At 41.9% G+C, this 22,864-nt stretch carries 20 protein-coding genes and 1 pseudogene; 10 read left to right on the top strand and 11 right to left on the bottom strand.

What is annotated here, in order from left to right:
* Nucleotides 1-184: 184 nt before the first annotated feature.
* From IE222_RS21175 to IE222_RS21160, 4 genes are all read left to right on the top strand, one after another.
* Nucleotides 185-1,120 (top strand): dipeptidase, encoded by a 936-nt coding sequence (locus IE222_RS21175; RefSeq protein WP_191276304.1) that lies wholly within the window; start codon nucleotides 185-187, stop codon nucleotides 1,118-1,120.
* Entirely contained in the window at nucleotides 1,117-2,151 is a 1,035-nt protein-coding gene (locus tag IE222_RS21170; RefSeq protein ID WP_191276302.1) for a DmpA family aminopeptidase, read from the top strand. Before IE222_RS21175 ends, IE222_RS21170 begins: the two co-directional genes overlap by 4 nt.
* A 4-nt stretch (nucleotides 2,152-2,155) precedes the next feature.
* Nucleotides 2,156-2,386, top strand: a complete 231-nt coding sequence (locus IE222_RS21165; RefSeq protein ID WP_191276301.1) for an excisionase family DNA-binding protein — start codon at nucleotides 2,156-2,158, stop codon at nucleotides 2,384-2,386.
* Nucleotides 2,387-2,535: 149 nt separating this feature from the next.
* A complete protein-coding gene (locus IE222_RS21160; RefSeq protein WP_191276300.1) occupies nucleotides 2,536-2,904 on the top strand; it encodes a DUF488 domain-containing protein in 369 nt (122 codons plus the stop codon).
* Nucleotides 2,905-2,945: 41 nt separating this feature from the next.
* On the opposite strand, the gene trhA is transcribed toward IE222_RS21160, so the two are convergent.
* Complete coding sequence (gene trhA, locus IE222_RS21155) at nucleotides 2,946-3,593, bottom strand: PAQR family membrane homeostasis protein TrhA (RefSeq protein ID WP_191276298.1); 648 nt, start codon at nucleotides 3,591-3,593, stop codon at nucleotides 2,946-2,948.
* Nucleotides 3,594-3,726: 133 nt separating this feature from the next.
* Here trhA and IE222_RS21150 point away from each other — a divergent pair, with 133 nt between their 5' ends.
* Nucleotides 3,727-4,320: a DUF1836 domain-containing protein gene (locus tag IE222_RS21150; protein ID WP_191276296.1), complete on the top strand. Its 594-nt coding sequence runs from the start codon at nucleotides 3,727-3,729 to the stop codon at nucleotides 4,318-4,320.
* Between the two features lie 101 nt (nucleotides 4,321-4,421).
* On the opposite strand, the gene IE222_RS21145 is transcribed toward IE222_RS21150, so the two are convergent.
* A complete protein-coding gene (locus IE222_RS21145) occupies nucleotides 4,422-6,017 on the bottom strand; it encodes a glycosyl hydrolase family 28-related protein (RefSeq protein ID WP_191276294.1) in 1,596 nt (531 codons plus the stop codon).
* 154 nt (nucleotides 6,018-6,171) lie between these two features.
* Between IE222_RS21145 and IE222_RS21140 the strand changes: the two genes are divergently transcribed.
* The 4 genes and pseudogenes from IE222_RS21140 to IE222_RS21125 form a co-directional block, all read left to right on the top strand.
* Complete coding sequence (locus tag IE222_RS21140) at nucleotides 6,172-6,744, top strand: RNA polymerase sigma factor (RefSeq protein ID WP_191276292.1); 573 nt, start codon at nucleotides 6,172-6,174, stop codon at nucleotides 6,742-6,744.
* Nucleotides 6,734-7,846 (top strand): DUF4179 domain-containing protein, encoded by a 1,113-nt coding sequence (locus IE222_RS21135; RefSeq protein ID WP_191276290.1) that lies wholly within the window; start codon nucleotides 6,734-6,736, stop codon nucleotides 7,844-7,846. Before IE222_RS21140 ends, IE222_RS21135 begins: the two co-directional genes overlap by 11 nt.
* A 108-nt stretch (nucleotides 7,847-7,954) precedes the next feature.
* On the top strand, nucleotides 7,955-8,269 hold the full coding sequence (locus tag IE222_RS21130; protein WP_191276288.1) for a DUF3892 domain-containing protein: 315 nt from the start codon (nucleotides 7,955-7,957) through the stop codon (nucleotides 8,267-8,269).
* 107 nt (nucleotides 8,270-8,376) lie between these two features.
* Nucleotides 8,377-8,667 (top strand): annotated as a pseudogene (locus IE222_RS21125) (GNAT family N-acetyltransferase); the annotation flags it as partial.
* 237 nt (nucleotides 8,668-8,904) lie between these two features.
* Here IE222_RS21125 and leuD read toward each other — a convergent pair.
* From leuD to ilvD, 9 genes are all read right to left on the bottom strand, one after another.
* Nucleotides 8,905-9,489, bottom strand: coding sequence for a 3-isopropylmalate dehydratase small subunit (leuD, locus tag IE222_RS21120; RefSeq protein WP_191276286.1), 585 nt, complete (start codon nucleotides 9,487-9,489; stop codon nucleotides 8,905-8,907).
* A gap of 2 nt (nucleotides 9,490-9,491) precedes the next feature.
* Nucleotides 9,492-10,910, bottom strand: a complete 1,419-nt coding sequence (leuC, locus tag IE222_RS21115; protein ID WP_191276284.1) for a 3-isopropylmalate dehydratase large subunit — start codon at nucleotides 10,908-10,910, stop codon at nucleotides 9,492-9,494.
* A gap of 104 nt (nucleotides 10,911-11,014) precedes the next feature.
* On the bottom strand, nucleotides 11,015-12,121 hold the full coding sequence (leuB, locus tag IE222_RS21110; RefSeq protein WP_191276283.1) for a 3-isopropylmalate dehydrogenase: 1,107 nt from the start codon (nucleotides 12,119-12,121) through the stop codon (nucleotides 11,015-11,017).
* Nucleotides 12,122-12,248: 127 nt separating this feature from the next.
* The gene (locus tag IE222_RS21105) at nucleotides 12,249-13,790 is read right to left on the bottom strand and encodes a 2-isopropylmalate synthase (RefSeq protein ID WP_191276282.1); all 1,542 of its coding nucleotides are present in this window, start codon (nucleotides 13,788-13,790) and stop codon (nucleotides 12,249-12,251) included.
* Nucleotides 13,777-14,808 (bottom strand): ketol-acid reductoisomerase, encoded by a 1,032-nt coding sequence (gene ilvC / locus IE222_RS21100; protein WP_191276281.1) that lies wholly within the window; start codon nucleotides 14,806-14,808, stop codon nucleotides 13,777-13,779. The genes IE222_RS21105 and ilvC overlap by 14 nt, the downstream gene beginning before the upstream one ends.
* Nucleotides 14,809-14,837: 29 nt before the next feature.
* Entirely contained in the window at nucleotides 14,838-15,359 is a 522-nt protein-coding gene (ilvN, locus tag IE222_RS21095) for an acetolactate synthase small subunit (protein WP_191276280.1), read from the bottom strand.
* Complete coding sequence (gene ilvB / locus IE222_RS21090; protein ID WP_191276276.1) at nucleotides 15,356-17,083, bottom strand: biosynthetic-type acetolactate synthase large subunit; 1,728 nt, start codon at nucleotides 17,081-17,083, stop codon at nucleotides 15,356-15,358. The genes ilvN and ilvB overlap by 4 nt, the downstream gene beginning before the upstream one ends.
* Before the next feature lie 169 nt (nucleotides 17,084-17,252).
* Entirely contained in the window at nucleotides 17,253-17,444 is a 192-nt protein-coding gene (locus IE222_RS21085) for a hypothetical protein (protein ID WP_191276274.1), read from the bottom strand.
* A gap of 125 nt (nucleotides 17,445-17,569) precedes the next feature.
* The gene (gene ilvD, locus IE222_RS21080) at nucleotides 17,570-19,237 is read right to left on the bottom strand and encodes a dihydroxy-acid dehydratase (protein WP_191276272.1); all 1,668 of its coding nucleotides are present in this window, start codon (nucleotides 19,235-19,237) and stop codon (nucleotides 17,570-17,572) included.
* A gap of 833 nt (nucleotides 19,238-20,070) precedes the next feature.
* Here ilvD and IE222_RS21075 point away from each other — a divergent pair.
* The gene (locus IE222_RS21075) at nucleotides 20,071-22,824 is read left to right on the top strand and encodes a dynamin family protein (RefSeq protein ID WP_191276269.1); all 2,754 of its coding nucleotides are present in this window, start codon (nucleotides 20,071-20,073) and stop codon (nucleotides 22,822-22,824) included.
* The last annotated feature ends 40 nt before the right edge of the window (nucleotides 22,825-22,864 follow it).

The following is a 22,864-nucleotide window of genomic DNA, read 5'->3' as shown; positions in this document are numbered from 1 at the left end:
GGGTATTGGCGACCGAGAGACGGAGAAAAAGCGTCCGTGGGTAGCGTAGAAGGGGTATAGGCGACCGAAAGACAGAAAAAATAGGAGCCAAAGTCGCCAATAATCTCTAAACAATATTTCAAATAGACACCATCACCCCGCCAACCTATTTATGATAAAATTTTTAAGAAAGGGGTGGGCGTTTTTGAATATCATCGACCTACATTGCGATGTTTTGTTAAAGCTACAGGAAACAAAAGGCTCCCTTCGATTTGCGGATTCCCCTGAATTGCAGGCGAACAAAAGCCGGTTACAAAAGGGCCAGGTCAAGGTCCAGTGTTTTGCAATCTTTATCGAGCCGGATATTCCGTCTGATCAAAAATTCCAAGCGGCTCTAGGACAAGTCGATTATTTTTACAAAGAAGTGCTCGGGAAAAATCCCGACATGGTACATATCAAAGCATGGTCCGATTTTGACCGGTTAAATATCGGACAAATAGGTGCAATGCTAACATTAGAGGGTGTCGATGCGATTGGCAACGATCTGCTAAAGCTGAGAATTCTTCATCAACTTGGCGTACGTTTGGTCGGACTCACATGGAACAATGCCAACCTGGCAGCAGATGGCGCTGGCGAACCGCGCGGCGGCGGGCTGACGCTCTTTGGAAAAGAAATTGTGGATTTTAATAACGAGCACAAAATTTTCACCGATATTTCTCATTTAAGTGATAAGGGAATATGGGAGGTTATTGAGCTCGCCGATTATCCGATTGCCAGTCATTCCAATGCTAGGGCTCTATGCAACCACCCGCGGAATTTAACAGATGAACAGGCCATCGCAATGTTTAAAAAGGGCGCCATGGTTCATGTGGTGTACCATCCGCCATTTATTAAAGAGACAGGAGATGCAACCATTCCGGACCTAATTAATCATATCGATCATTTTTGCGGGTTGGGCGGGGTGAAAAATATTGGCCTTGGTTCTGACTTTGATGGGATTTCCCAATTTGTCGTGAACTTGGAGGATGCTTCTAAAAGTCAAAACCTGATAAATGAATTACAAAAATATTATTCTGAAGATGAGGTCAGGGGATTTGCGTCGCAAAACTTTCTGGATCATCTGCCGGGGGTACGGAAATGAAGATTAGAGAATTAGGTTTGACCATCGGCAAACTGCCGGCAGGGAAGAAAAACTGTATCACCGATGTTGAAGGTGTCCGGGTGGGGCATGTAACTCTCGACTATCCGCTTGATGAGGAAGGTAATGAGTATGCCTGCACTGGTGTGACAGCGATTTTACCCCATGGAGGAAACTTGTTTAAAGAAAAAGTAACGGCGGCAAGTTATGTCATCAATGGCTTTGGAAAAACAACCGGGCTTGTGCAGGTTAATGAATTGGGTGTCCTCGAATCGCCAATCATGTTAACGAATACGTTTGGAGTGCCGGCCGCAGCACAAGGTACGCTTGAGTATATGCTTGACGAAAATCCGGAAATCGGCGACACTACCGGAACGATTAATGTTGTTATAGGCGAGTGTAATGACAGCTATTTGAATTCTATTCGATTATTCCCGGTTAAGCCTGAGCATGCGATTGAGGCAATTAAAAAAGCTACAACTAATCGAGCCGAGGAAGGTGCTGTTGGTGCGGGTAAAGGAATGGTTTGTTTTGGCCATAAGGGCGGAATAGGCTCTTCTTCGCGGATTGTGGAAGGATATACGGTAGGATGTATGGTTTTAAGCAATTTTGGCCGGAGGGAAGAATTTCGCTCGTTCCAATATACGAGTGGGAATGGAATTTCTGAGACTTCGGACGGCTCCATTATTATCGTGTTGGCGACTGATGCCCCTTTAAGTGACCGGCAGCTGCTGAGAGTGGCAAAGCGGTGCGGTATTGGCCTAGGAAGAACAGGCAGTCATTACAGCCATGGCAGCGGGGATATCGTGATAGCTTTGTCTACGGCTCATAAAATTGCGCATTTTGCAGATGGGGTAACGACGGAGACTAGGACGCAGGTTCGTGAAGATCACTCGCTAATGAACGGCCTATTTGCCGCCGCAGCAGAGGCGACGGAGGAAGCGATTCTTAATTCATTATCACAAGCAGCTTCGACCAAAGGAAGAGCGGGCAGAGTTGTGGAACACTTAGACTTTATGAAAGAGAGTAATTAAGCATATGTATCTAACAGTGAAGGAAACAGCTGAATACCTTTCAGTTCCTGAAGCGACAGTTGAAAAACTAATCCAGCAGAAAAAAATCCGCGCCCTCTATGACGGGAACGAATACCTGATTTACAAGGCACAATTCAACACCCACCTAAAACAAGTGGAAAAATACAAACAACTAATTGAAGAGATCCTAAACGAACCAATTCCCGAGGACTTGGATGTTAAGGACGAAGATTAAAATATTGTGTGCCTGACACCACTCATGGACATTTGTCCCCCACCAGTGGACACTTCACCTGAAAACGAGCGTGTCCGTCCAGGGTGGAGAAAATGGCTAAAGTGTCTATTGGTGGTGCCTGACACCGCTACAATATAAGGGGGCTAATAATGCCAAATATATACTTAAAACGCATTTATGATCCGTATGATGAGGGGGATGGGTGCCGGATATTGGTAGACCGGTTGTGGCCGCGAGGGATATCGAAGGAGAATGCTAGGCTATCCTTTTGGTTGAAAGAGGTTGCTCCGAGCCCGGACTTAAGAAAATGGTTTTGCCATAAGCCGGAGTTGTTTTCTGAGTTCCGCCAGCGCTATATACAAGAGCTTGGAAGTGGAGGTCCGCAATCCCAAGCAGCCCAGCAAATTTTTGATATTGCCTCTAAAGAGCCGGTGACACTTTTATATGGCGCGAAGGATCCTGTCTATAATCATGCCATTGTCCTGTATGAGGAACTTATGAATCGAATCAAAAACTAAAAACGACCATGGAACGGTTCCACGGTCGTTTTCTTATTCTATTAAATCACATATAAAAACACGCTTAAAAAATGTGCCAAACTTCCTAGTAAAATAAAAATGTGAAATATTTCGTGAAAGCCCCAATTTTTTAATTGTAAGAACTTCGGCTTTGCTCCGTAAATCACACCGCCCACTGTATAGAAAATCCCGCCCAGTACCAACAAAAATAATCCTATTGGATTTAAACTGCCCGCAAGAGGTGAGAACACAAACACAACCATCCAGCCCATAGCAAGATATAAAGCGGTTGAAATCCAGCGAGGACATTGGAACCAGACCATTTTAAACACAACGCCGCTAATCGCAACGGCAGCAATAATTGAGAATAAAATTGCACCAGTTTTTCCATTTAAGCTAATAAAACAAAACGGTGTATACGTTCCGGCAATTAACACGAAAATCATGGAATGGTCCAATCGTCTTAAAAAGGCGATGACCTTATCTTTAGCAATCACCATGTGATAGGTTGCTGAAGCTGAATAAAGCAAAATCATGCTGATGCCGAAAATAATAACAGCCGTAATGGCCAGCGGTGATGGCATCGTAATCGATGCTTTAATCACCATTGCCAAAAGTCCGATGAATGATAGAATTGCTCCGGCCAAATGCGTTAATCCATTAATAGGTTCCCGAATGTAATTGCTCACAATAAATTGCCCCCTAACGCAACATGTAGTTCTTATAACTACATATAATGATACAGCTATATTAATACCTAGTCAACAACAAACCCATCATGTATAATAAAAAATAATCATGTACACGAACGGAGATCACAAGATGGACACAAAAATCAATCAAATCATCGAACAGCTGGACTTAGAAGCAAACCTACAATTAAATGAAATTCCGAAGATCGATTTATATATGGACCAAGTCATTCAGCTGTTTGAAAATAAATTTGCTGATTCAAAACGGAATGAAGAGGAAAAAGTCCTGACTAAAACGATGATTAATAATTATGCAAAAGGAAGACTTATTTTTCCGATTAAAAATAAAAAGTACTCAAAAGAGCATCTCATATTAATCAGTTTGATTTATCAGCTTAAAGGTGCACTATCAATCAATGATATAAAGACGACCTTGGATGGTCTTAACCAAAAGATTCTCGCGGAGGATTTAGATCTAGATTCTTTTTATAATAGTTATCTCGAGCTAACAAAAAGAAATGCCGCTGATTTTAAAGAAGATATTTTTCAAAGGGTAAAGGAAGTGAAGGAAGAAATCACTGATGGACAAGATGGAAATTCACATTATTTAGAACAGGTTTTGATGATTTCATCACTCGTCCATATGAGCAGTTTATATCGCAAGGTCGCCGAAAAGCTCGTTGATGAATTAACAGCTGAAAAAGAAGTTAAACGGCAAAAATAAAAAAGCGTCGGAATGGATTTCCGGCGCTTTAAATATGTTCACTTTTTTCTGTCCTAAATAACGGGTTCTTTTTTAATTTGTTTTCACCAGCCCCCAAACACTTAACTTTTAGGTAGACCAGGTTCTCGTATTTGCTTCACATTTTTAATTTTTTGATCTTTAAGGTCTGAGCCGGGCATGATTGGTTCAAAGGACGAGCTGGTCGGGCAGGTAACCTCAACATTTTGAATAATAATGGAATCAGCCCGGTTTTTCCCGCCGAATATCTTAATGCCTGAACCTGCTGTGGAAAAATTTTTAAAAGAAATATTGGTTAATACTACGTTTCTTGCCCGATACTGAATCGCGGCGACTGGGCCGCCGCGATAATCGTAATCAAGATTGCCTATGAAGGTACAATGATTAATCACCACATTTTTATAGCCTGAAATTACTAAGCCGCGTGGTTTTGAATCCTTATATAAATCGGTAAACACGGGTTCAATCGAAACGAGATTTGTCGCCATAATATTGAAGGCCGTCTTTGATTCGGGATCCTCCATTTTGTGATGGCCAATATGGCGAAAGTTATAGGACCGATTATCGTTCACAGAAATATGGCCGATAATCTGTACATTTGAGGCCGCAGAAGAATTCTGGTGTGCCTTTATTTCCACACCTCCAAAGCATCTTGCAGTTGAGTTATTTACAAGGACGACATTCTGTGAGCCGTCGTCGATTTCAATTCCATTTGAATTGGAATAACCTTTCCGGTGAGCACGGCCGCTCGGGTCGCACAGATGGGAACGAGAAATTAAGATATAATCGCTATGATGGGTAGTAATCCCATCGTCGCCGAAACCATAGCCGTTTACGTTATCGACCCAGACATACTTGCTGCCACCGCGGCCACGCCTGCCATCTCCAGCATAATTGTAAAGTGTCGAAGTAATATCAATACAATGGAGTCCAGGATTAACCGCCTCAATATCTTTGATCCAGCCATATGTAACATTAGCGAATGTTAAACAGCTTGAATGATTGCCCCACGTACTTGTCTTGGACTCACTGCCAAGCCGCTCTACATTCCAGTCCAAACGAAGCCCTTCTATCATGATATGATGGTTCCCATGCCAATGATGAGCATTGGTTATTAGTCTAGAACTTCTATCAGCTTGGTAATGGAGTTTTATCGTGGTGCTACCTTTTCCTGCACCAGTCAGCCAGGTCCAGGAGGGCAGGCGAAGGCCTTTTGTGATAAAAACACCTTCAGGTACGATAACTTTAACCCTTCCTGTGCCGATTGCTTTTTTAAAAGCTTTGGTGCAATCCGTTTTACCGTCACCCACTGCCCCGAAATCTACGACATTCACCTCTTTGGTTATCAACTTCTTTAACTGGCTGTATTCTTGGTCAAGTGTGTCCTTCCAATCTGGATAAACATTCTTATTAGAATCGACATGAATGTTTGAGGGATTAGAGATAAATGCAGGCTTTGACAAGGGCAGAAATAAAATTTCTCCTATTTTTTTTGAAAGTGAAAAAGGTGCTCCTTTATGATTAGCTGCAGGAACTGGGACAGGTTTCTTTGCTAGGCAATTTTGAAATAACTGCTCTGTCTCCAAAAGGTTTTCTCCAATATTTAATTGCTTTCCCGTTATTTGCACCAGAAGTGCTTCGTTTTTACGCGCGTCGTGGGATTTTGTCAAACTCAGCATTATTTAACACTCCAAAAACATCTATTAATGGTATTATATAGGTTTTTATTGTATACCCCAAAAATTTTCTTCTAAAAAGTGAAACCAAACGTGAGATAAAAAACGACATAATAGTAGACAGAATGAAATGGAAAGGGGCCTTACCATTTTGAATATGGAAAAACAGTTAATGAATCGAATTCGTATGGGGGACGAGGATGCGTTTAGTATGCTTGTGGAAGAGGGATTAGCGGCCGCATATAAAACCGCCTATTTAATCCTCCGATCTAAAGAATTAGCAGAAGATGCCGTTCAACTTGCATTGGAAGATTGCTATATAAGCATTATGAAAAATAAGGATATCCGAAATTTTAAAGCTTGGTTTTACCGGCTGGTGTATTCGCGTTTGATTGATGTGTATCGGAAAAATGCCAGAAACCTTTTTTCAGATATTGAGGAGAGTCCTGAGGCTATTGAAAAAATGAAGTCAAAATCAGCCCAATCTGAGGCGGTTCATAATGAAAATAAGCAGGAAATGCTTACCCTTATTACGAGCTTACCTCAGGACCAGAGTGTACCTATTTTATTGCACTACTATGAAGATCTATCGATTAAAGAGATTAGCCTAATCTTAAATGAAAATACCAATACAATTAAAACCCGGTTAGTACGCGGCCGGAAAAAGCTTACGGATTTATTGAAAAAAAACAACACATATTCGTTGGAGGTAAAGACGTATGGCATCTAATAGAGAAGAGATGAAACCCTCTCTTGATGAACTACAGGTTCCTGTGTCACTTGAGCGGTTTACAAAAAAGCTTTCTGAGAGGTATCGTGAAGGAGAGTTTGATGAGGATAGAATTGAACGGGTTAATCAGGAATGGAATCTATTTGAAAAAAGTTTGAAAAAGCAATCGACATTGAGAAAAAAGGTAGTTGCCATCGCGAGTACTGCAGCAGCAAGCTTTTTGATTCTAGCGGGATCGGGGTTCGTTTCGCCTGCAATGGCAAAGATGATGGGGAAAATCCCGACTTTAAGTGCCATCTACGACCGATTTGATGAAAACCTTTCTGATTTAATTACGAGGGAACTGAAAAAGGAAGGTTATCCAGTCAAAGAAGTTAGGGAACATGTTGGCGGAAAAAAGGAAGGGGTTTATGTATACCTTGACGTGCCGGCAGAAACGGTGAATAAAATGAAACCCGGTATAGAGAAGATCTCTTTCGCCATCCTTCATGGTGAAAAATATAAGGGCACAAGATACGAGGATTATTATGTGAGAGTAAGGAAATTTGTTGTTGAGTCTGAGGAATGGAAGAAGCAGCAAGCTCAGATCGAAAAGAAGACAAAGGAACTATTTGATATCGTAAAACCTGTACTTGATGCTCATGGATATAATCAGGTCTGGGGCGGTGGTCCAGAAACAATTGAATTGGAATTCCCGAATACGGAAAAGCCAGAGAAAATAAATGAGATTAAAAAAGCGGTTGAGGAAAAATTAAAAGCTGCAGGAGAAGAATCTGTCAAAGTTAAATATAGGATCTTTAATCTTGCGAAGGAACAGCAATATAACCGGTGGAGTGGTGCTGTTTCCGGTATTGCGAGTGAGTTTAAGACTTATAAAAAATACAAAGTCTCAAGTGTCGGCTATAAAAGCTTAAAAGGAGAAAAAATGCAAATTCATATCTCGATCAAGCTTAAAAGCACAGACCCAAAAGCTGCACAATTAGCCAAAGATCTGAAGTCTATGGCCGAAGACTTTATCCACACCGAAGAAATCTGGAATAAGGTAAAAGACGACCCATACGAAATCATCATCACCAGCAAAGATAAAAAGCGTATGGAATAAATTATTACCGTCCGGTGTCCAGCACCATGTGAATTTTTCACATGGTGCCTGGGACCGAATAATTTTAACAATAAGAATAATACTAACAAATGTTCGGAGGTGGAATGAATGGAACAGAAGGATTTCGAAAAAATATATGAACAATACAAACAGCAGAGCGAGGGACAGTCGCGAATGGAAGCTGGGCAGAGCATTCCTGAGGGTAAAGAAGAGTTTGTTGCGGTTAAGAAAAATAATGATGGGGATATTATTGGGTTTAAAACCAGCACTGGAAGGGTATTAGATTATATAACGGCTCTGGACGAAGCGAAGTCCGGCAACATAGCCAATGTCGATGTATTTCATAAATATGGCAGAGATATCATTCGCAGCGAACCGGATGGCATTAAGGAAAATAATTTAAGCGAATTGCCTGAGTTCTAGGCTATAAAAAGCTGGGCGGCAGTAGGAGCGCTCAGCTTTTTTTCGAATAGGACTGGAAGGAAGTTCATAATAGTATTTGGTATAAGACTTAATAAAGGAGTAGTTTAATGCATTGGTATGAAAAGTTAAATCAATATTTCCCTATAGAAGAAATGAAATCAAGAGAGCATATGGAAACTTTGCTGAAAGAGCGGTCAGATATATATCACAAGGATGAGGGACAATATCATGTGCTGATGTATGCGGAACTGGAAAACTTTGTGTTTATTGATTATCTGTTTGTGTCAAAAAAATCTAGAGGCCAGGGACTGGGTCATAAGTTGATGGAAAAATTGAAGCGTAAAGGGAAACCGATTATTCTTGAGGTGGAACCTGTTAATTATGAGGACAGCGATACGTAGCGAATTCTATTGGGGAAAAGGATTGGAAACATATTGATATTTTTTTTCGAGTTCTGTCGCCAATACCGCCTATTGGAAACACTTTGTTCTTTTTCACCCCGAGTTTTGTTTCCTATCTCCCAATTGGAAACAGATTACTCATTTCACATTCAGTTTTGTTGCCAATGCTCATTTATATGCGGTTATGCGGAAAAAGAAAAGAGCCGGAGAGAAATCTCCCAGGCTCATTTTCAACTAAGCACGAGCAAGCTCATACTCCTTAATCTTATCTTCATATGTTAAAGTAACGCCAATCTCATCCCAGCCGTTTAACAGCATTTCTTTTGGATACGGTGCGATATCAAAAGTAAACGAGAATCCCTCGTTATCTGAAACAACTTGATCCTCAAGGTTTACTGTTAATGAGTATCCTTCAGATTGAGCTTTTTCTATAATGGTCTGTACCTGCTCTTCACTTGCTTGAATCGCAAGAATGCCGTTTTTCACACAGTTGTTTTTAAAAATATCAGCGTAGCTTGGGGCGATGATGACTTTGAAACCGAAATCTTGCACAGCCCATGGTGCATGCTCACGGGAAGAGCCGCAGCCAAAGTTTTCGCCAGCCACTAATATCGAAGCTCCTTTGTATTGTGGAGCATTCAAAGGGAATTCTGGATTTGGGTTGCCGTCATCGTCAAAACGCCAGTTATAAAACAGGAATTGACCGAAGCCGCTGCGCTCAATTCGCTTTAAAAATTGCTTCGGAATAATTTGGTCTGTATCGACGTTTGTCCGATCTAGCGGGCAAACAAGTCCTTGGTGTATACGTAGCGGTTCCATCGTTACATTACCTCCTGTGCTGTGAACTTACGAACATCTACGAAATGCCCAGCAATTGCAGCTGCTGCAGCCATTTCCGGGCTGACAAGATGGGTACGGGCGCCCTTGCCTTGGCGGCCTTCAAAGTTCCGGTTAGAGGTAGAAGCACAGCGCTCGCCAGATGGAATGATATCGTCGTTCATTCCTAAGCACATGCTGCATCCGGCATCACGCCATTCAAATCCAGCCTCTTTAAACACTTGATCCAAGCCCTCTTTTTCAGCAGCAAGTTTAACGCTGAATGAACCAGGAACAACAATCGCTGTGACAGAAGGATCTACTTGTTTACCGCGGATGACTTCAGCCGCTTTGCGTAAGTCGCTAAGTCGGGAGTTTGTACAAGAACCGATGAAGACATGGTCAATTTTCACACTGGAAATAGGCTGTCCAGCTTCAAGTCCCATGTATTCAAGCGCACGTTGAATCTCATCTTTTTCACTAGCCTTATCAGTGCTATCAGGGCTAGGAACATTTGCTGTAACAGGAATACACATTCCTGGGTTTGTTCCCCACGTTACCTGTGGTTCCACTTCGGCCGCATCAATTTCTACAACGGTATCATAAACGGCTCCTTCATCAGTAGCCAGTGCTTTCCAGCGTGCAGCCGCTTCTTCAAAGGCTTCACCTTGTGGAACATGTCTGCGACCGCGTAAATATTCAACGGTAGTTTCATCTGGTGAAATAAGACCAGCTCTAGCGCCGCCTTCAATGGACATGTTACAAACGGTCATGCGCTCTTCCATAGACATGTCACGAATCGCTTCACCTGTATATTCAATAACATAGCCAGTTCCAAACTTTACGCCAAATTTTCCAATAATCGCTAAGATTAAGTCTTTAGCTGTCACGCCGGTACCAAGCTTGTCATTTACTTTTACATTTAAAGTTTTAGGAGGTGCTTGCCAAAGGGTTTGTGTAGCAAGAACATGTTCAACCTCGCTTGTCCCGATTCCGAAAGCAAGCGCACCGAAGGCACCATGTGTAGAGGTATGGCTGTCGCCGCAGACGATTGTTTTTCCTGGCTGGGTAAGACCAAGTTCAGGGCCGATAACATGGACAATCCCATTATCAGGGTGGTTAATATCAGCAAGTGTAACGCCAAATTCTTGGCAATTTTGTTTTAAGGTGTCCATTTGTTTTTTAGAAATTGGATCATTGATAATATGACGTTCACGGGTTGGAACATTGTGGTCCATTGTCGCATAAGTAAGATCTGGACGGCGGACTTTACGGCCGTTCATACGAAGACCTTCGAACGCCTGAGGAGAGGTTACCTCGTGTACAAGGTGTAAATCGATATAAAGTAAATCTGGTTTTCCTTCCTCTTGATGGACAACATGCTGTTCCCAAATTTTTTGGATAATATTTTTTGGTGTTTGCATTGTGTTCCTTCCTCACGTTAATAGATTTTTAAAGTATGAAAAATGACGGGTAAACCGCCAAACGAAGCGCAGTTTACCCATCCGTAAATCAATCAATTAATTAATTAATAGTAACAGCTTGCGATACATTTAGATGCAGATTGAGTTTTAATGTGGTCAACCACTAAACGAGTCATTTCTTCCGTGCCTACCTTGCGGCCGTTTGCAACTTTAAGGTCAGCAGTATGGAAGCCTGAATCTAAAATCGCTTGAACTGCATCTTCAATCAGTTTGGCCTCGTCATTCAATTGGAAAGAATAGCGGAGCATAAGTGCTGCCGATAAGATCATTGCAAGCGGGTTAGCGATACCTTTACCAGCTATATCAGGTGCTGAACCATGTACTGGCTCGTAAAGTCCTACTCCCGATTCATTTAAGCTGGCAGAAGGGAGCATTCCAAGAGAACCAGTTAATACAGAAGCCTCATCGCTTAAAATATCGCCAAACATGTTCTCGGTAACAATGACATCGAAATGTTTTGGATTCGTGATTAGTTTCATTGCTGCTGCATCAACCAATACATGCTCAACTTCTACATCTGGATACTGAGCCTTTTTCTCTTCAACAATTTCGCGCCATAGCTTACTGGATTCAAGCACGTTCGCTTTGTCTACCGAAGCAAGACGACCGCTGCGGCCTTGTGCAGCTTGGAAAGCTTTTTCTACAATTCTTTCAATCTCGTGACGGGTATAGGCAAGGGTATCGACAACGACCTGACCATTTTCCCGACGTTCACTAGGAGTTCCAAAGTAAAGCCCGCCAGTTAATTCACGAACAATAAGGAGGTCGCTCCCTGAAATAACTTCTTCCTTTAATGGAGAAGCATGAAGCAGGTTTTTGAATCCTTTGATAGGTCTTAAGTTGGCATATAAATCAAGTGCTTTTCGGATTCCAAGCAAACCGCGTTCCGGACGGAGATGGGAAGGATTTTGGTCCCATTTTGGTCCGCCAACGGCACCAAGTAATACGGCATCTGCCTGTTTGCAGGCATCTACTGTTGAATCTGGCAGGGGAGTGCCGTGCTGGTCAATGGCTGCTCCTCCGATTTCATGGGTCTCAAAGCTGAATGTGTGATTAAACTCTTCCGCAATTGCGGACAATACTTCCTTTGCGGAATTCATAACTTCCTTACCGATCCCATCACCGGGAAGTAAAACAATACGTTTTTTCATAAGAGCAACCTCCTTATAAATTTGAAAAAATTTAAGTTCCCTGATACCAACCAAAAAAGCTGATAATGAGATAAAGTGTCCGCCACCCGTGGACATTTGTCCACGAGTGGTGCCTGACACCAATTGATTAAAGCGCTGATTCTTTGACAGCGATTGTTTGGTTAAAGAATACGCGATTGACGGCGTTGATGAATGCTTTGGCGGCTGCCTCTAAGACGTCTTGGGCGGAGCCGCGTCCGCTGACTTTTGTGCCGTTTACGGTCATTTTGACATGGACTTCTGCAAGGGCATCGCGTCCGCTGCCAACGGAGCTTAAGTTAAAATCAGTTAGGAAAATTTCTTCTTTAATTAATGCTTCTAATGTGTTATATAGCGCTTCTACGCTGCCGTTTCCGGTGCGGGCCGTTTCTACTTTGATACCTTCTGGAGTAGTTAAGGCAACTGTTGCAGTTGGAAGATTTGCGGAAGCGTACTGAACCTGGAATGCAACCAGTTCATATTTTTTCACATCAACAGCAGCCGTTTGAATATCAATTAAAATTGTAAATAGATCTTCATCAGTTACTTCTTTTTTACGGTCCGTTAATTGTTTAAATGCTGTGAACGCCTCGTTCAGCTTTTCTGGAGATAAGTCAAAGCCAATTTGCTCGATTTTATCTTTAAAAGCGTGGCGTCCTGAGTGTTTTCCAAGAACTAGGTCATTGGATTGTACTCCGACCATTTCAGGAGTGATAATTTCATAGGTTAAGGCATTTTTTAACACACCATCCTGATGAATTCCTGATTCATGGGCAAACGCATTTTTTCCGACAACTGCTTTATTGCCCGGAACCTTCATCCCGGTAAAGCGGCTGATTAAATCGCTAGTACGTTTGATTTCTTTTAAAACTAGATTCGTAGTATAAGGATAGCGATCCTTACGAATATTTAAAGCAACAGCGATTTCTTCTAAGGATGCATTTCCGGCACGCTCTCCGATCCCATTAATCGTGCCTTCTACCTGTGTAACCCCATTTTCAATCGCTGCAAGGGAATTGGCAACAGCCATTCCTAAGTCATCATGACAATGGCAGGAAAGGGCTGCCTTATGAATATTTGGAACATTTTCTCGAATATAACGGAACATCCGGCCATATTCTTCCGGTGTTGTATAACCAACCGTATCAGGAAGGTTGATTACAGTAGCCCCAGCATCGATGACCTTTGTAATGATTTGAACGAGAAAATCAAGATCTGAGCGAGAAGCATCTTCAGCTGACCACTCAATATGCGGAAACCTTTGCTTCGCATAGGAGACCATGTCAACAGCGGTCTGCATGACCTCGTCAGGTGTTTTCATCAGTTTATATTGCATATGGATAGGGGAGGTTGCAATGAAAACATGCAACCTTGGTTCAGCCGCATCTTTTAAGGCATCCCACGCAATGTCAATGTCCGATTTAGTAGCACGTGCCAAGCCGGTAACAGAAGAATTCTTGATTGTTCTAGCAATGGCTCTTACTGCTTCAAAATCTCCTTGAGAGGAAGCCGGAAAGCCGGCCTCCATAATGTCAACGCCAAATCGTTCAAGCTGTCTGGCAATCTCCAATTTTTCAAGCTGGTTTAGGTTTACACCAGGGGACTGTTCTCCATCACGTAAGGTTGTATCAAAGATGTTAACGTGAACCATTTACCGCCACTTCCTTCTTTTCGTTTACCGGCTTTTTAATAAATGGCATTAAGGCACGAAGTTCGCGTCCAACTTGTTCAATTAAATGGTTGTTTTCAGAACGATTAATCGCATTAAATTGTGGACGGTTTGCTTGGTTCTCCAAGATCCAGCCTTGGGCAAACTTACCAGTTTGGATATCTTTTAATACTTCTTTCATGCGAGCTTTTGTATCTTCGTTTACTACGCGTGGACCTGATACGAAATCGCCCCATTGAGCTGTATCAGAGATAGAGTAGCGCATGTTTTCTAAGCCGCCTTCGTATAAAAGGTCAACGATTAATTTTAATTCATGTAAACACTCAAAGTAAGCAACTTCAGGCTGGTAACCAGCTTCAACAAGTGTTTCAAAGCCTGCTTTGATAAGGGCAGTTGCACCGCCGCAAAGAACAGCCTGCTCACCGAATAGATCTGTTTCAGTTTCTTCTTGGAATGTAGTTCCTAATACACCTGCACGAGCAGCGCCGACTCCTTTTGCGTATGCAAGGGCAAGGTCTTTTGCTTGGCCAGTATAGTCTTGGTAAACTGCATAAAGGGCAGGAACGCCAGCGCCTTCAGTGTAAGTCCGGCGTACTAAGTGTCCTGGTCCTTTTGGAGCAACTAGGAATACGTCAACATCTGCCGGTGGAACGATTTGGTTAAAATGAACGTTAAAGCCATGGGCAAAAACTAATGCATTTCCAGCTTCAAGGTTATCTTTGATGCTTTCATTGTAAACTTTTGGCTGCATTTCATCTGGAAGAAGGATCATGATTACATCTGCCTGCGCCGTAGCTTCTGCAACAGTGGTAACTTCAACACCATCTTCAACTGCTTTATCCCAAGATTTACCTTGACGTAAACCAACAACTACATCAAAGCCGCTTTCTTTTAAGTTAAGTGCATGGGCATGGCCTTGTGAACCGTAGCCGATGATTGCGATTTTCTTTCCTTGTAAAACTGCCTCTTGAATATCTCCGTTATAAAGTACTTTTGCCATTATTAAGTCATCCTCTCAAAAATAGTAGTTTATTTTAATAGTGAATATGTTACTAACTCATTTACTTGTGGCTGGTGGCCGCGTAAGAAGGCGGTCAGGCCGGTTCTTGCAATTTCTTTAATCCCAAACGGGCGAAGCAAGTCAATTAAAGCATCAACCTTTTCAGGCTTGCCTGTTACTTGAACGGTGATGCTTTCTTTACATACATCCACAATGATGGCGCGGAATGGGTCGATAAGACCGTTGATTTCGCTGCGCAGCTGTGAACCAGATGTTACTTTGATTAGGGCAAGTTCCCGAGCGACAATCGCCTTATCGGTAATATCGGAAACTTTTAACACATCAATTTGCTTGTTTAATTGTTTGGTAACTTGCTCTAAACGCTGATCGTCCTCAACATCAACAACAAGGGTCATTTTTGAAACCCCTTCAGTTTCAGTAGGACCGACGGAAATGCTTGTAATGTTAAATTGCCGTCTTTGCAAAAGCCCTGTTACACGATTTAGAACACCGCTTCGGTCTTGAACCGTTAATGTGATAATACGTTTCATATTGGTTTCACCCCAATCATTTCATGAAGCCCTGCTCCAGGAGGCATCATTGGAAAAACTTTTTCCTGCTGCAGTACGCGGCAGTCAACTAAGACTGGTCCGTTATGAGCAAACAATTCAGGCAGTGAAGCAATTAAGTCTTCCTGATTATCAATCTTCATCCCGCGAATTCCGTAGCTTTCTGCCAGTTTCACAAAATCAGGCTGTGAATTAAGCAGGGATTCGGAAATACGATTGTCATATAAAAGTTCCTGCCACTGGCGGACCATACCAAGAGCTCCATTATTGACGATAATGATTTTGACAGGCAGGTTTCTTTCATAAATGACGGATAGTTCTTGAAGTGTCATTTGGAATCCTGCATCACCAACTATAGCCACAACAGTGCTTTCCGGAGCGGCAATTTGTGCTCCAATTGCTGCTGGGAAGCCAAAGCCCATTGTTCCAAGTCCGCCAGATGTGATCCAACGGTGAGGCTCATTGAAAGTATAGAACTGGGCAGCCCACATTTGATGCTGGCCTACATCGGTGGAAACAATGGCTTTTCCATTTGTAACTTTATGAACTGCTTCAACCAGCCATTGCGGGCACATACCGTTTGGATCATGTTTATACCAAAGCGGGAATTCCTGCTTGTATTTCACGAGCTTTTCCAGCCATTCATCGGCTTTTGGCGAGTTTTTTGTGTGATTAAGCAGTTCAACTAAAGCTACCTTTGCATCTGCGACAATTGGAATTTGTGTAGGCACGTTCTTACCGATTTCCGCTGGATCGATGTCGATGTGCGCTACTTTCGCAAATGGAGCGAAATGCTTTAGATTTCCCGTCAGCCGGTCATCAAAGCGGGCTCCAAAGTTGATTAATAAATCACTTTCGTATAAAGCCATGTTTGCTGCGTACGTTCCATGCATTCCTCCCATTCCTAAGGAAAGCGGACTGTCAGCAGGGAAGGTGCCAAGGCCAAGCAAGGTAGTAACAACCGGAATATTATGTTTTTCTGCAAAGGCTGTTAACTCCTCGGAAGCCTTTGCGTGTAGGACGCCGGCACCTGACAAAATTACAGGTTTTTGGGCTTTTGCCAGTGAATCTGCCAATTTTTTGATTTGTAGTGGGTTAGGCTTAAATGTTGGCTGATACCCAGGTAAATCAATAGCTGCTTCTTCAACAATTCCAGATATAGCTCCAGACGTTATATCCTTTGGAAGATCGACTAAGACAGGTCCTGGTCTGCCTGTAGAAGCAATATGGAAAGCTTCCTTCACGATTCTTGGTAAATCAGAAATTGATTGCACTTGGTAATTATGTTTCGTGATAGGAGTTGTGATTGCCATAACATCAGCTTCTTGGAAGGCATCTGTTCCGATGACAGAGCGTGCAACCTGCCCAGTGAATACCACGAGCGGTAAGGAATCCATCATGGCGTCTGTAATTCCAGTGACCAAGTTTGTTGCCCCAGGACCTGAAGTCGCAAGGACGACTCCCGGATTTCCTGTAATTCGGGCATAACCTTCTGCAGCATGAATCATACCTTGTTCATGACGGAAAAGAATGTGACCGATTCTGTCCTTTGCCCGATAAATGGCATCATAGATTGGCAGAACGGCACCTCCGGGATAGCCAAAAATAGTTTCAACACCTTCTTTAATCAAAAGATCAATGAGAAGGTCTGCACCTGTTTTGGGTGCGGTACTGGTCTGGAATTCCAGCTTTGCTTCTACTTTCACGTCGTATGTCCCTCCTTATGGGTAATTGAAAATTTAAAAAACTAAGTGTATAACCAAATTCAAAAAATTAAAAAGGCCTTCTTCTCTCCAAATAAACTGCAATCTCAAAAATTAGTTGCAGAATAATCGGGGAGAAAAATGGCCTTCATTTTCTCGGTACCACCCGGATTCACAGCATCCTTACGAATACTGCCTTATGAAGCGTAAAATCAAGCACATACGCTTCGTTTTGGTAACAGGTGCCTAAATTACACCTGGTTAAACTTACTAAGCCGCTGCCATTCAGTTTAACACTCCGGGATGAGACGAGAATAAGTTGTATTACTGGGCTTCCAGCAACCCCAGCTCTCTGGAAATACATGTTCTTATTCCTATGTTCCCGTCATCGATTTTTCGATTATAGATTTTTCAAAGTTTAAAAATTATTTTAGCACCTTGACTTCTTATGAAGGGGAGAGGTACTAACGTTTCCCTTGGATGCTTCAATTATATTTTCATTACTCCGCCGGTATTGGCAGAAGTAACCAGTTTCGCATATTTTGCTAGATAACCAGATTTAATTTTCGGCTCTGGTTTCACCCAATTACGGCGTCTTTCGGCAAGTTCTTCATCATCGACAAGCAGTTCGATGGAGCGATCCACTAAGTCGATTGAAATTTTATCTCCATTTTGCACTAAAGCAATTGGTCCGCCTTCTGCAGCTTCTGGTGAGATATGACCGATGGAGATTCCTCGGCTTGCGCCAGAGAAGCGTCCGTCGGTAATAAGAGCAACTTCTTTGTCTAAGCCGCGACCGGCAATAGCTGAAGTTGGAGCAAGCATTTCCGGCATTCCTGGTCCGCCTTTTGGTCCTTCATAGCGAATCACTACGACGTGGCCAGACTTGACTGTACCATTATTGATATTTTCTTGTGCCTCATCCTGTGAATCAAAAACAATCGCTTCACCCACGAATGTTTTAATAGATGGGTCTACTGCACCCACTTTGATAACACCGCCATCTGGGGCAATATTTCCAAAAAGAATGGACAGACCGCCAACATGGCTGTATGGATTATCCTTCGTACGAATAACTGTATCATTTAGGATTGTTGCATCTTTTACATTTTCTGCTAATTTTTTTCCAGTAATCGTGATGCAATCTTTATTTAATGCGCCATCAACTTTACAAAGCTCATTGAGAATGGCACTGACACCGCCAGCACGTTCAACATCATCCATTGAGTAATTGGAAGCAGGCATTAATTTTGCTAAATATGGGACTTTTTCAGCGATTTTATTAATATCACGTAAGTCGTATTCAATTCCTGCTTCATGTGCGATAGCAAGTGTATGAAGAACTGTATTAGTTGAACCGCCCATTGCCATATCTAACGCAAAAGCATTATCAAATGCTTCTTTTGTCATAATATCACGAGGGCGAATATCTTTTTTAACTAATTCAATTAAATGTTTGGCTGCTTGTTTGATCAGCTCATGTCTTTGATCGGAAGTTGCTACGATTGTTCCATTACCAGGAACGGTCATTCCCAACACTTCCATCAGACAGTTCATAGAGTTTGCAGTGAACATACCAGAACATGAACCGCATGTAGGACATGCATTTTGTTCAATATCAAGCAGCTCCTGCTGTGTCATTGTTCCATTATGGTAGGCGCCTACTCCTTCAAATACAGAAGTAAGGGAAAGCGGCTTGCCGGCAGCACTTACACCAGCTTCCATCGGACCGCCTGAGACAAATACTGATGGGACATTGGTTCTGGCCGCTGCCATTAACATTCCCGGTGTGATTTTGTCACAGTTTGGAATGTAGAATACACCATCGAACCAATGGGCATTAATCACTGTTTCAGCACTGTCTGCGATAATTTCGCGGCTTGGAAGTGAGTAACGCATGCCAATATGACCCATAGCAATTCCATCATCGACGCCAATTGTATTAAATTCGAATGGGATACCACCGGCTTCGCGAATGGCCTCTTTAACAATCTCACCGAAATGATTAAGGTGTTTATGTCCCGGGATTATTTCGATAAACGAGTTACATACACCAATAAATGGCTTTTCTAAATCGCTTGTTTTGATTCCGGTTGCGTATAAAAGACTGCGGTGGGGAGCACGGTCAACCCCTTTTTTAATCATATCGCTGCGCATCAATAAGCGCCTCCTCTTACTTACTACGGTACGGTTTGCTGTTATTGTGGAACAAGCCCATCCGTTTGTTTTAACGCTTTTGCGAACCCTTGATGAACCAATCTTTCCTTTTTATAGGTTTCAAGGAATAAACGCTTTAAATGATTAAACACTCATATTTAAAATAAAAGCCTTGCCTCATCCGTATAATATTCTGGATGTGAAAAGGCGTTGTTCGTATGAGTTCTTTATTAGCGATAATAATACAACCAAATGGTGATGTGGTCAATACAAAAATCAGACAATTCAAATTAGTCAAATATAGTGAATGCGTTTACAATCTTGTCATAATAAGGTTGTAAGGCAAATAAAAAAATTTAGAATTTTTTTATAGCAATTTTTAATAATGCAAATGTAGTGGAAATAATAGAGAAATGTGGATAAAACAGGTGTTAAAGTAGATAGAATTATATGCTAATTAGAAATGTTTATTTATGCACAAAATATTATTTTTATAAATTTGTATTCGGATTTCAAAAAAATATTATTATTTTAGGAAATTGATTTATTCACCGAAAGAATTATTTGTGAATCCAAAAAGAGCGAACGAAGGCTTTTTTTAGTAGAGTATTATAAAATAGAGGGGAGTCCGTTGTTTATCTGCAGCTCCTATTTAATTTGACAGCAGGTTTTGTCTTCGAAATGAAATGCAATTGAAACAAATTTGCACAAAACATTTGCTAAAATGTAAAAATTGAGACTGAAAATGTCAACTATTATCGAATTGTGTAGAGAATAATTATGTCACTTTTCCATATGAATGATAAAGAGTTTGCAATTGGAGGGGGAAAGCAATGACGTTAGAGCAACAATTAATCCAAAAAACATACTATCAAATGTTCATTAATGAGCATGAAAATATGCATCCTATTCGTGTGCTGGGAGAAGTTTTTCAGGAAGAGGCACATAAGGATATGCCGGATCTATCTAACATCCGGTTTGCCCAGGGGGAAGTTTATTTTCATCACAAAGATTATGAGACTGCTATTTTTAAATGGGAAAACATCGCTAATGAACTAGAGCCATGGGCGAAAAAGAATACTGCAGATGCTTACTATGAGTTAGGCATGGCTTCGACTGCGGAGGATATTTACACGGCGATCCATACCGATGATCCAATACTAAATGCGGAGGTAGCCTTGAAATTATTTTCATTGTATATCGACCGCGGTAAGCTTGATGCAGCTGTATCGACCATAAAAAGGACCGTTCAGCAGAACCCAGACTATCCAAATGTTACTGAGATTGCCCGAACATTTTTTGAGGATCGGGGGGATTGGGAAAATGCCGTTGAACTGGCCGTAAATGAAGCAAAGCGGACAGAGTCGCTGCAGTGGTTTGATATTCTCTTAGAATATGTGGAAAAAGGAGTAACCAAAGGTTTTGCTCCAAGCTACTTCTCGCACGCATTGACCATGCTTTTTTATCAAAATCAGAAAAAGTTTGAACAGCTTGTGGGAGCATTGTGGAACAGCTGCAGGCATGAAGACTCCTATTTTACCTGGGTAAATGAAATCAATCATCTGCTTTTAAATCTTGATTTGGAACGCAGCGATGGGTGGGCGTTGCTGTCGAAGCTTCATAAAGAGGCTTATTTTGACTTGATTAACGGTAAATATTTCATTAAACAGCTTCGTGATTATGTTCCGGATTTATTAACGAATTGGCTGCGCTTAGCTGACAAAGATCATGTTGTGATTTCATCGGCGGCCATTTTATCATGGAATGAATTATTTCCAGCAAGCCTCAGTGTATCGATTGTGAAAGAGGCAGAAAACCTCATTAGTACGATTGAAATAGAGTTAAATGAGCTGCAAGAGTGCCTGACACTGTTTGATACCATTATGGATTGGGCTGAAGCTCATGATATGGGTACGAATAGCAGGGTAAAGTGGATGGTAGAGCAGCTGGTTGACTTTGAAACCTATCGCATACTTGTGACGGGCCTTACCGGCAGCGGCAAATCTACTTTTGTGAACAATTTATTTGATGAGGATTTACAAGATAGTCCAACATCTACTATGGTAATGTTTAAAAACGCTGATGAACAGGAAATCACTGAAATTACGGACTTCGAGATTACCAGACTTGAAGAATTTGCCGATTTCCAAGAGCGAATGGATCGAATGCGGAATGCATTAGAATCGATTATAGAATTTAAACAACCAAATGGATTTTTGAAGGATAGCGGTCTGGCGATAATGGATACACCGGGACTAAAGGGGAGCCATCATGATGTATTGGAGGTTTTGAAAAATTTCCATGTGGCGGATACGATCCTGTTTGTCCTTGATGCTAATACACCATTTAGTGAGAAAGAGCGGGCAGCTCTTAAGCAAATTCAGGAACTTGCCCCGGATATTCCGGTTCATTTTTTACTAAGCAAAATGGATACCATTGCAAATGAACACGATGCCATTAGAATTTACCAGGAAGTAAAATCGACCGTTCATACTATGCTGCCGGATGCCAAAATCTTTGCATTCTCTTCACAATATGACCGCCAAACTCAGATTAACGAATTACAGGAGTTTATCCAGTCTATTAAACATACAAGAAATCTTGAGGATAAACGATTGGCGAAGCTTTTATACTATATTCGGACAATGCTTTCAAGCTTTTTACAAAAGAGGATTGATGTTGAAAATCAATTGGTGGAGGCCGTACGCTGGAATGAGGAAATGCATTTGAAACTAAATGGCGCCATTAATCAAATGCATGATACGGTTGCCCATAAAGCAGAGATGCTTGCGAGGTCCTACCGATCCATTAAGGAATCAATGCAGGAGGAGATTGCTTCAGCCGTTCCGAAGATGCTTCAGGAGTGTTCCGAATTAATTAAAGAGGATAGTAATTTCAGCAGAATCCACTTAGAGTTGAATGATGAAATGAACCACAGGCTTCAGGAATTTTTGGAAGAGAAAATGATGCCGAAATATTACCGGGAGCTTCAAGATTGGATTGGGAACTGCACAGAGGAACTTGAGCAGAGTCAGGAATTCCTGAATGAGCTTGCAGATAGTTTTAACAGCATGTATGGGGAAGAGCGATTAACGCTATCGTGCGATTTTAAAGTGCTGGATGACTGGCGCCGTGATACCGACCGGATGACGAACGGCTTCCAGCTGGAAAAAGTAAATATTCTTCTGCGCCGAACCCCGTCACAATTTTTACTGAAAAGTGCCGGAAAACTATTCGGAGCCTTGTCTCAAAATAAGGCCATGCTTCACAATAAATACAAAGCATTTGTGGAAAATGAGGATTACACAGAGGTTGCCGATGATGTCGGACGGCAATTTTTCCAGCCGTTTGAGCTGTTTGAAAAATCGCTCGAGCGTGATGTAAATATGTTTTTCAAAGGTCCATTAGGGGTCTTGAATCATTCTGTGGAAGAAGCCAGTGCAGAAATACAGAAGAATCAAGAGCTGCTGGATCAAATGAATACAAACCCGGAAATGTTCCGGGACCCGCTGACACTATTCGAAGTACGCCTGCGCCAGTTCGAATGGATGACTGTTGCAGGAAAAGGGATGCAAACGATATATTAGGGTTTTGATTATAGGGATGTCCTTTTATGGGACGTCCTTA

The sequence above is a fragment of the Neobacillus kokaensis genome (assembly GCF_014656545.1).
GTDB classification, from domain to species: Bacteria; Bacillota; Bacilli; order Bacillales; family Cytobacillaceae; genus Neobacillus; species Neobacillus kokaensis.
The sequence above is the reverse complement of the archived record's forward strand: the minus strand, read 5'-3'. Positions and strand labels throughout refer to the sequence as shown.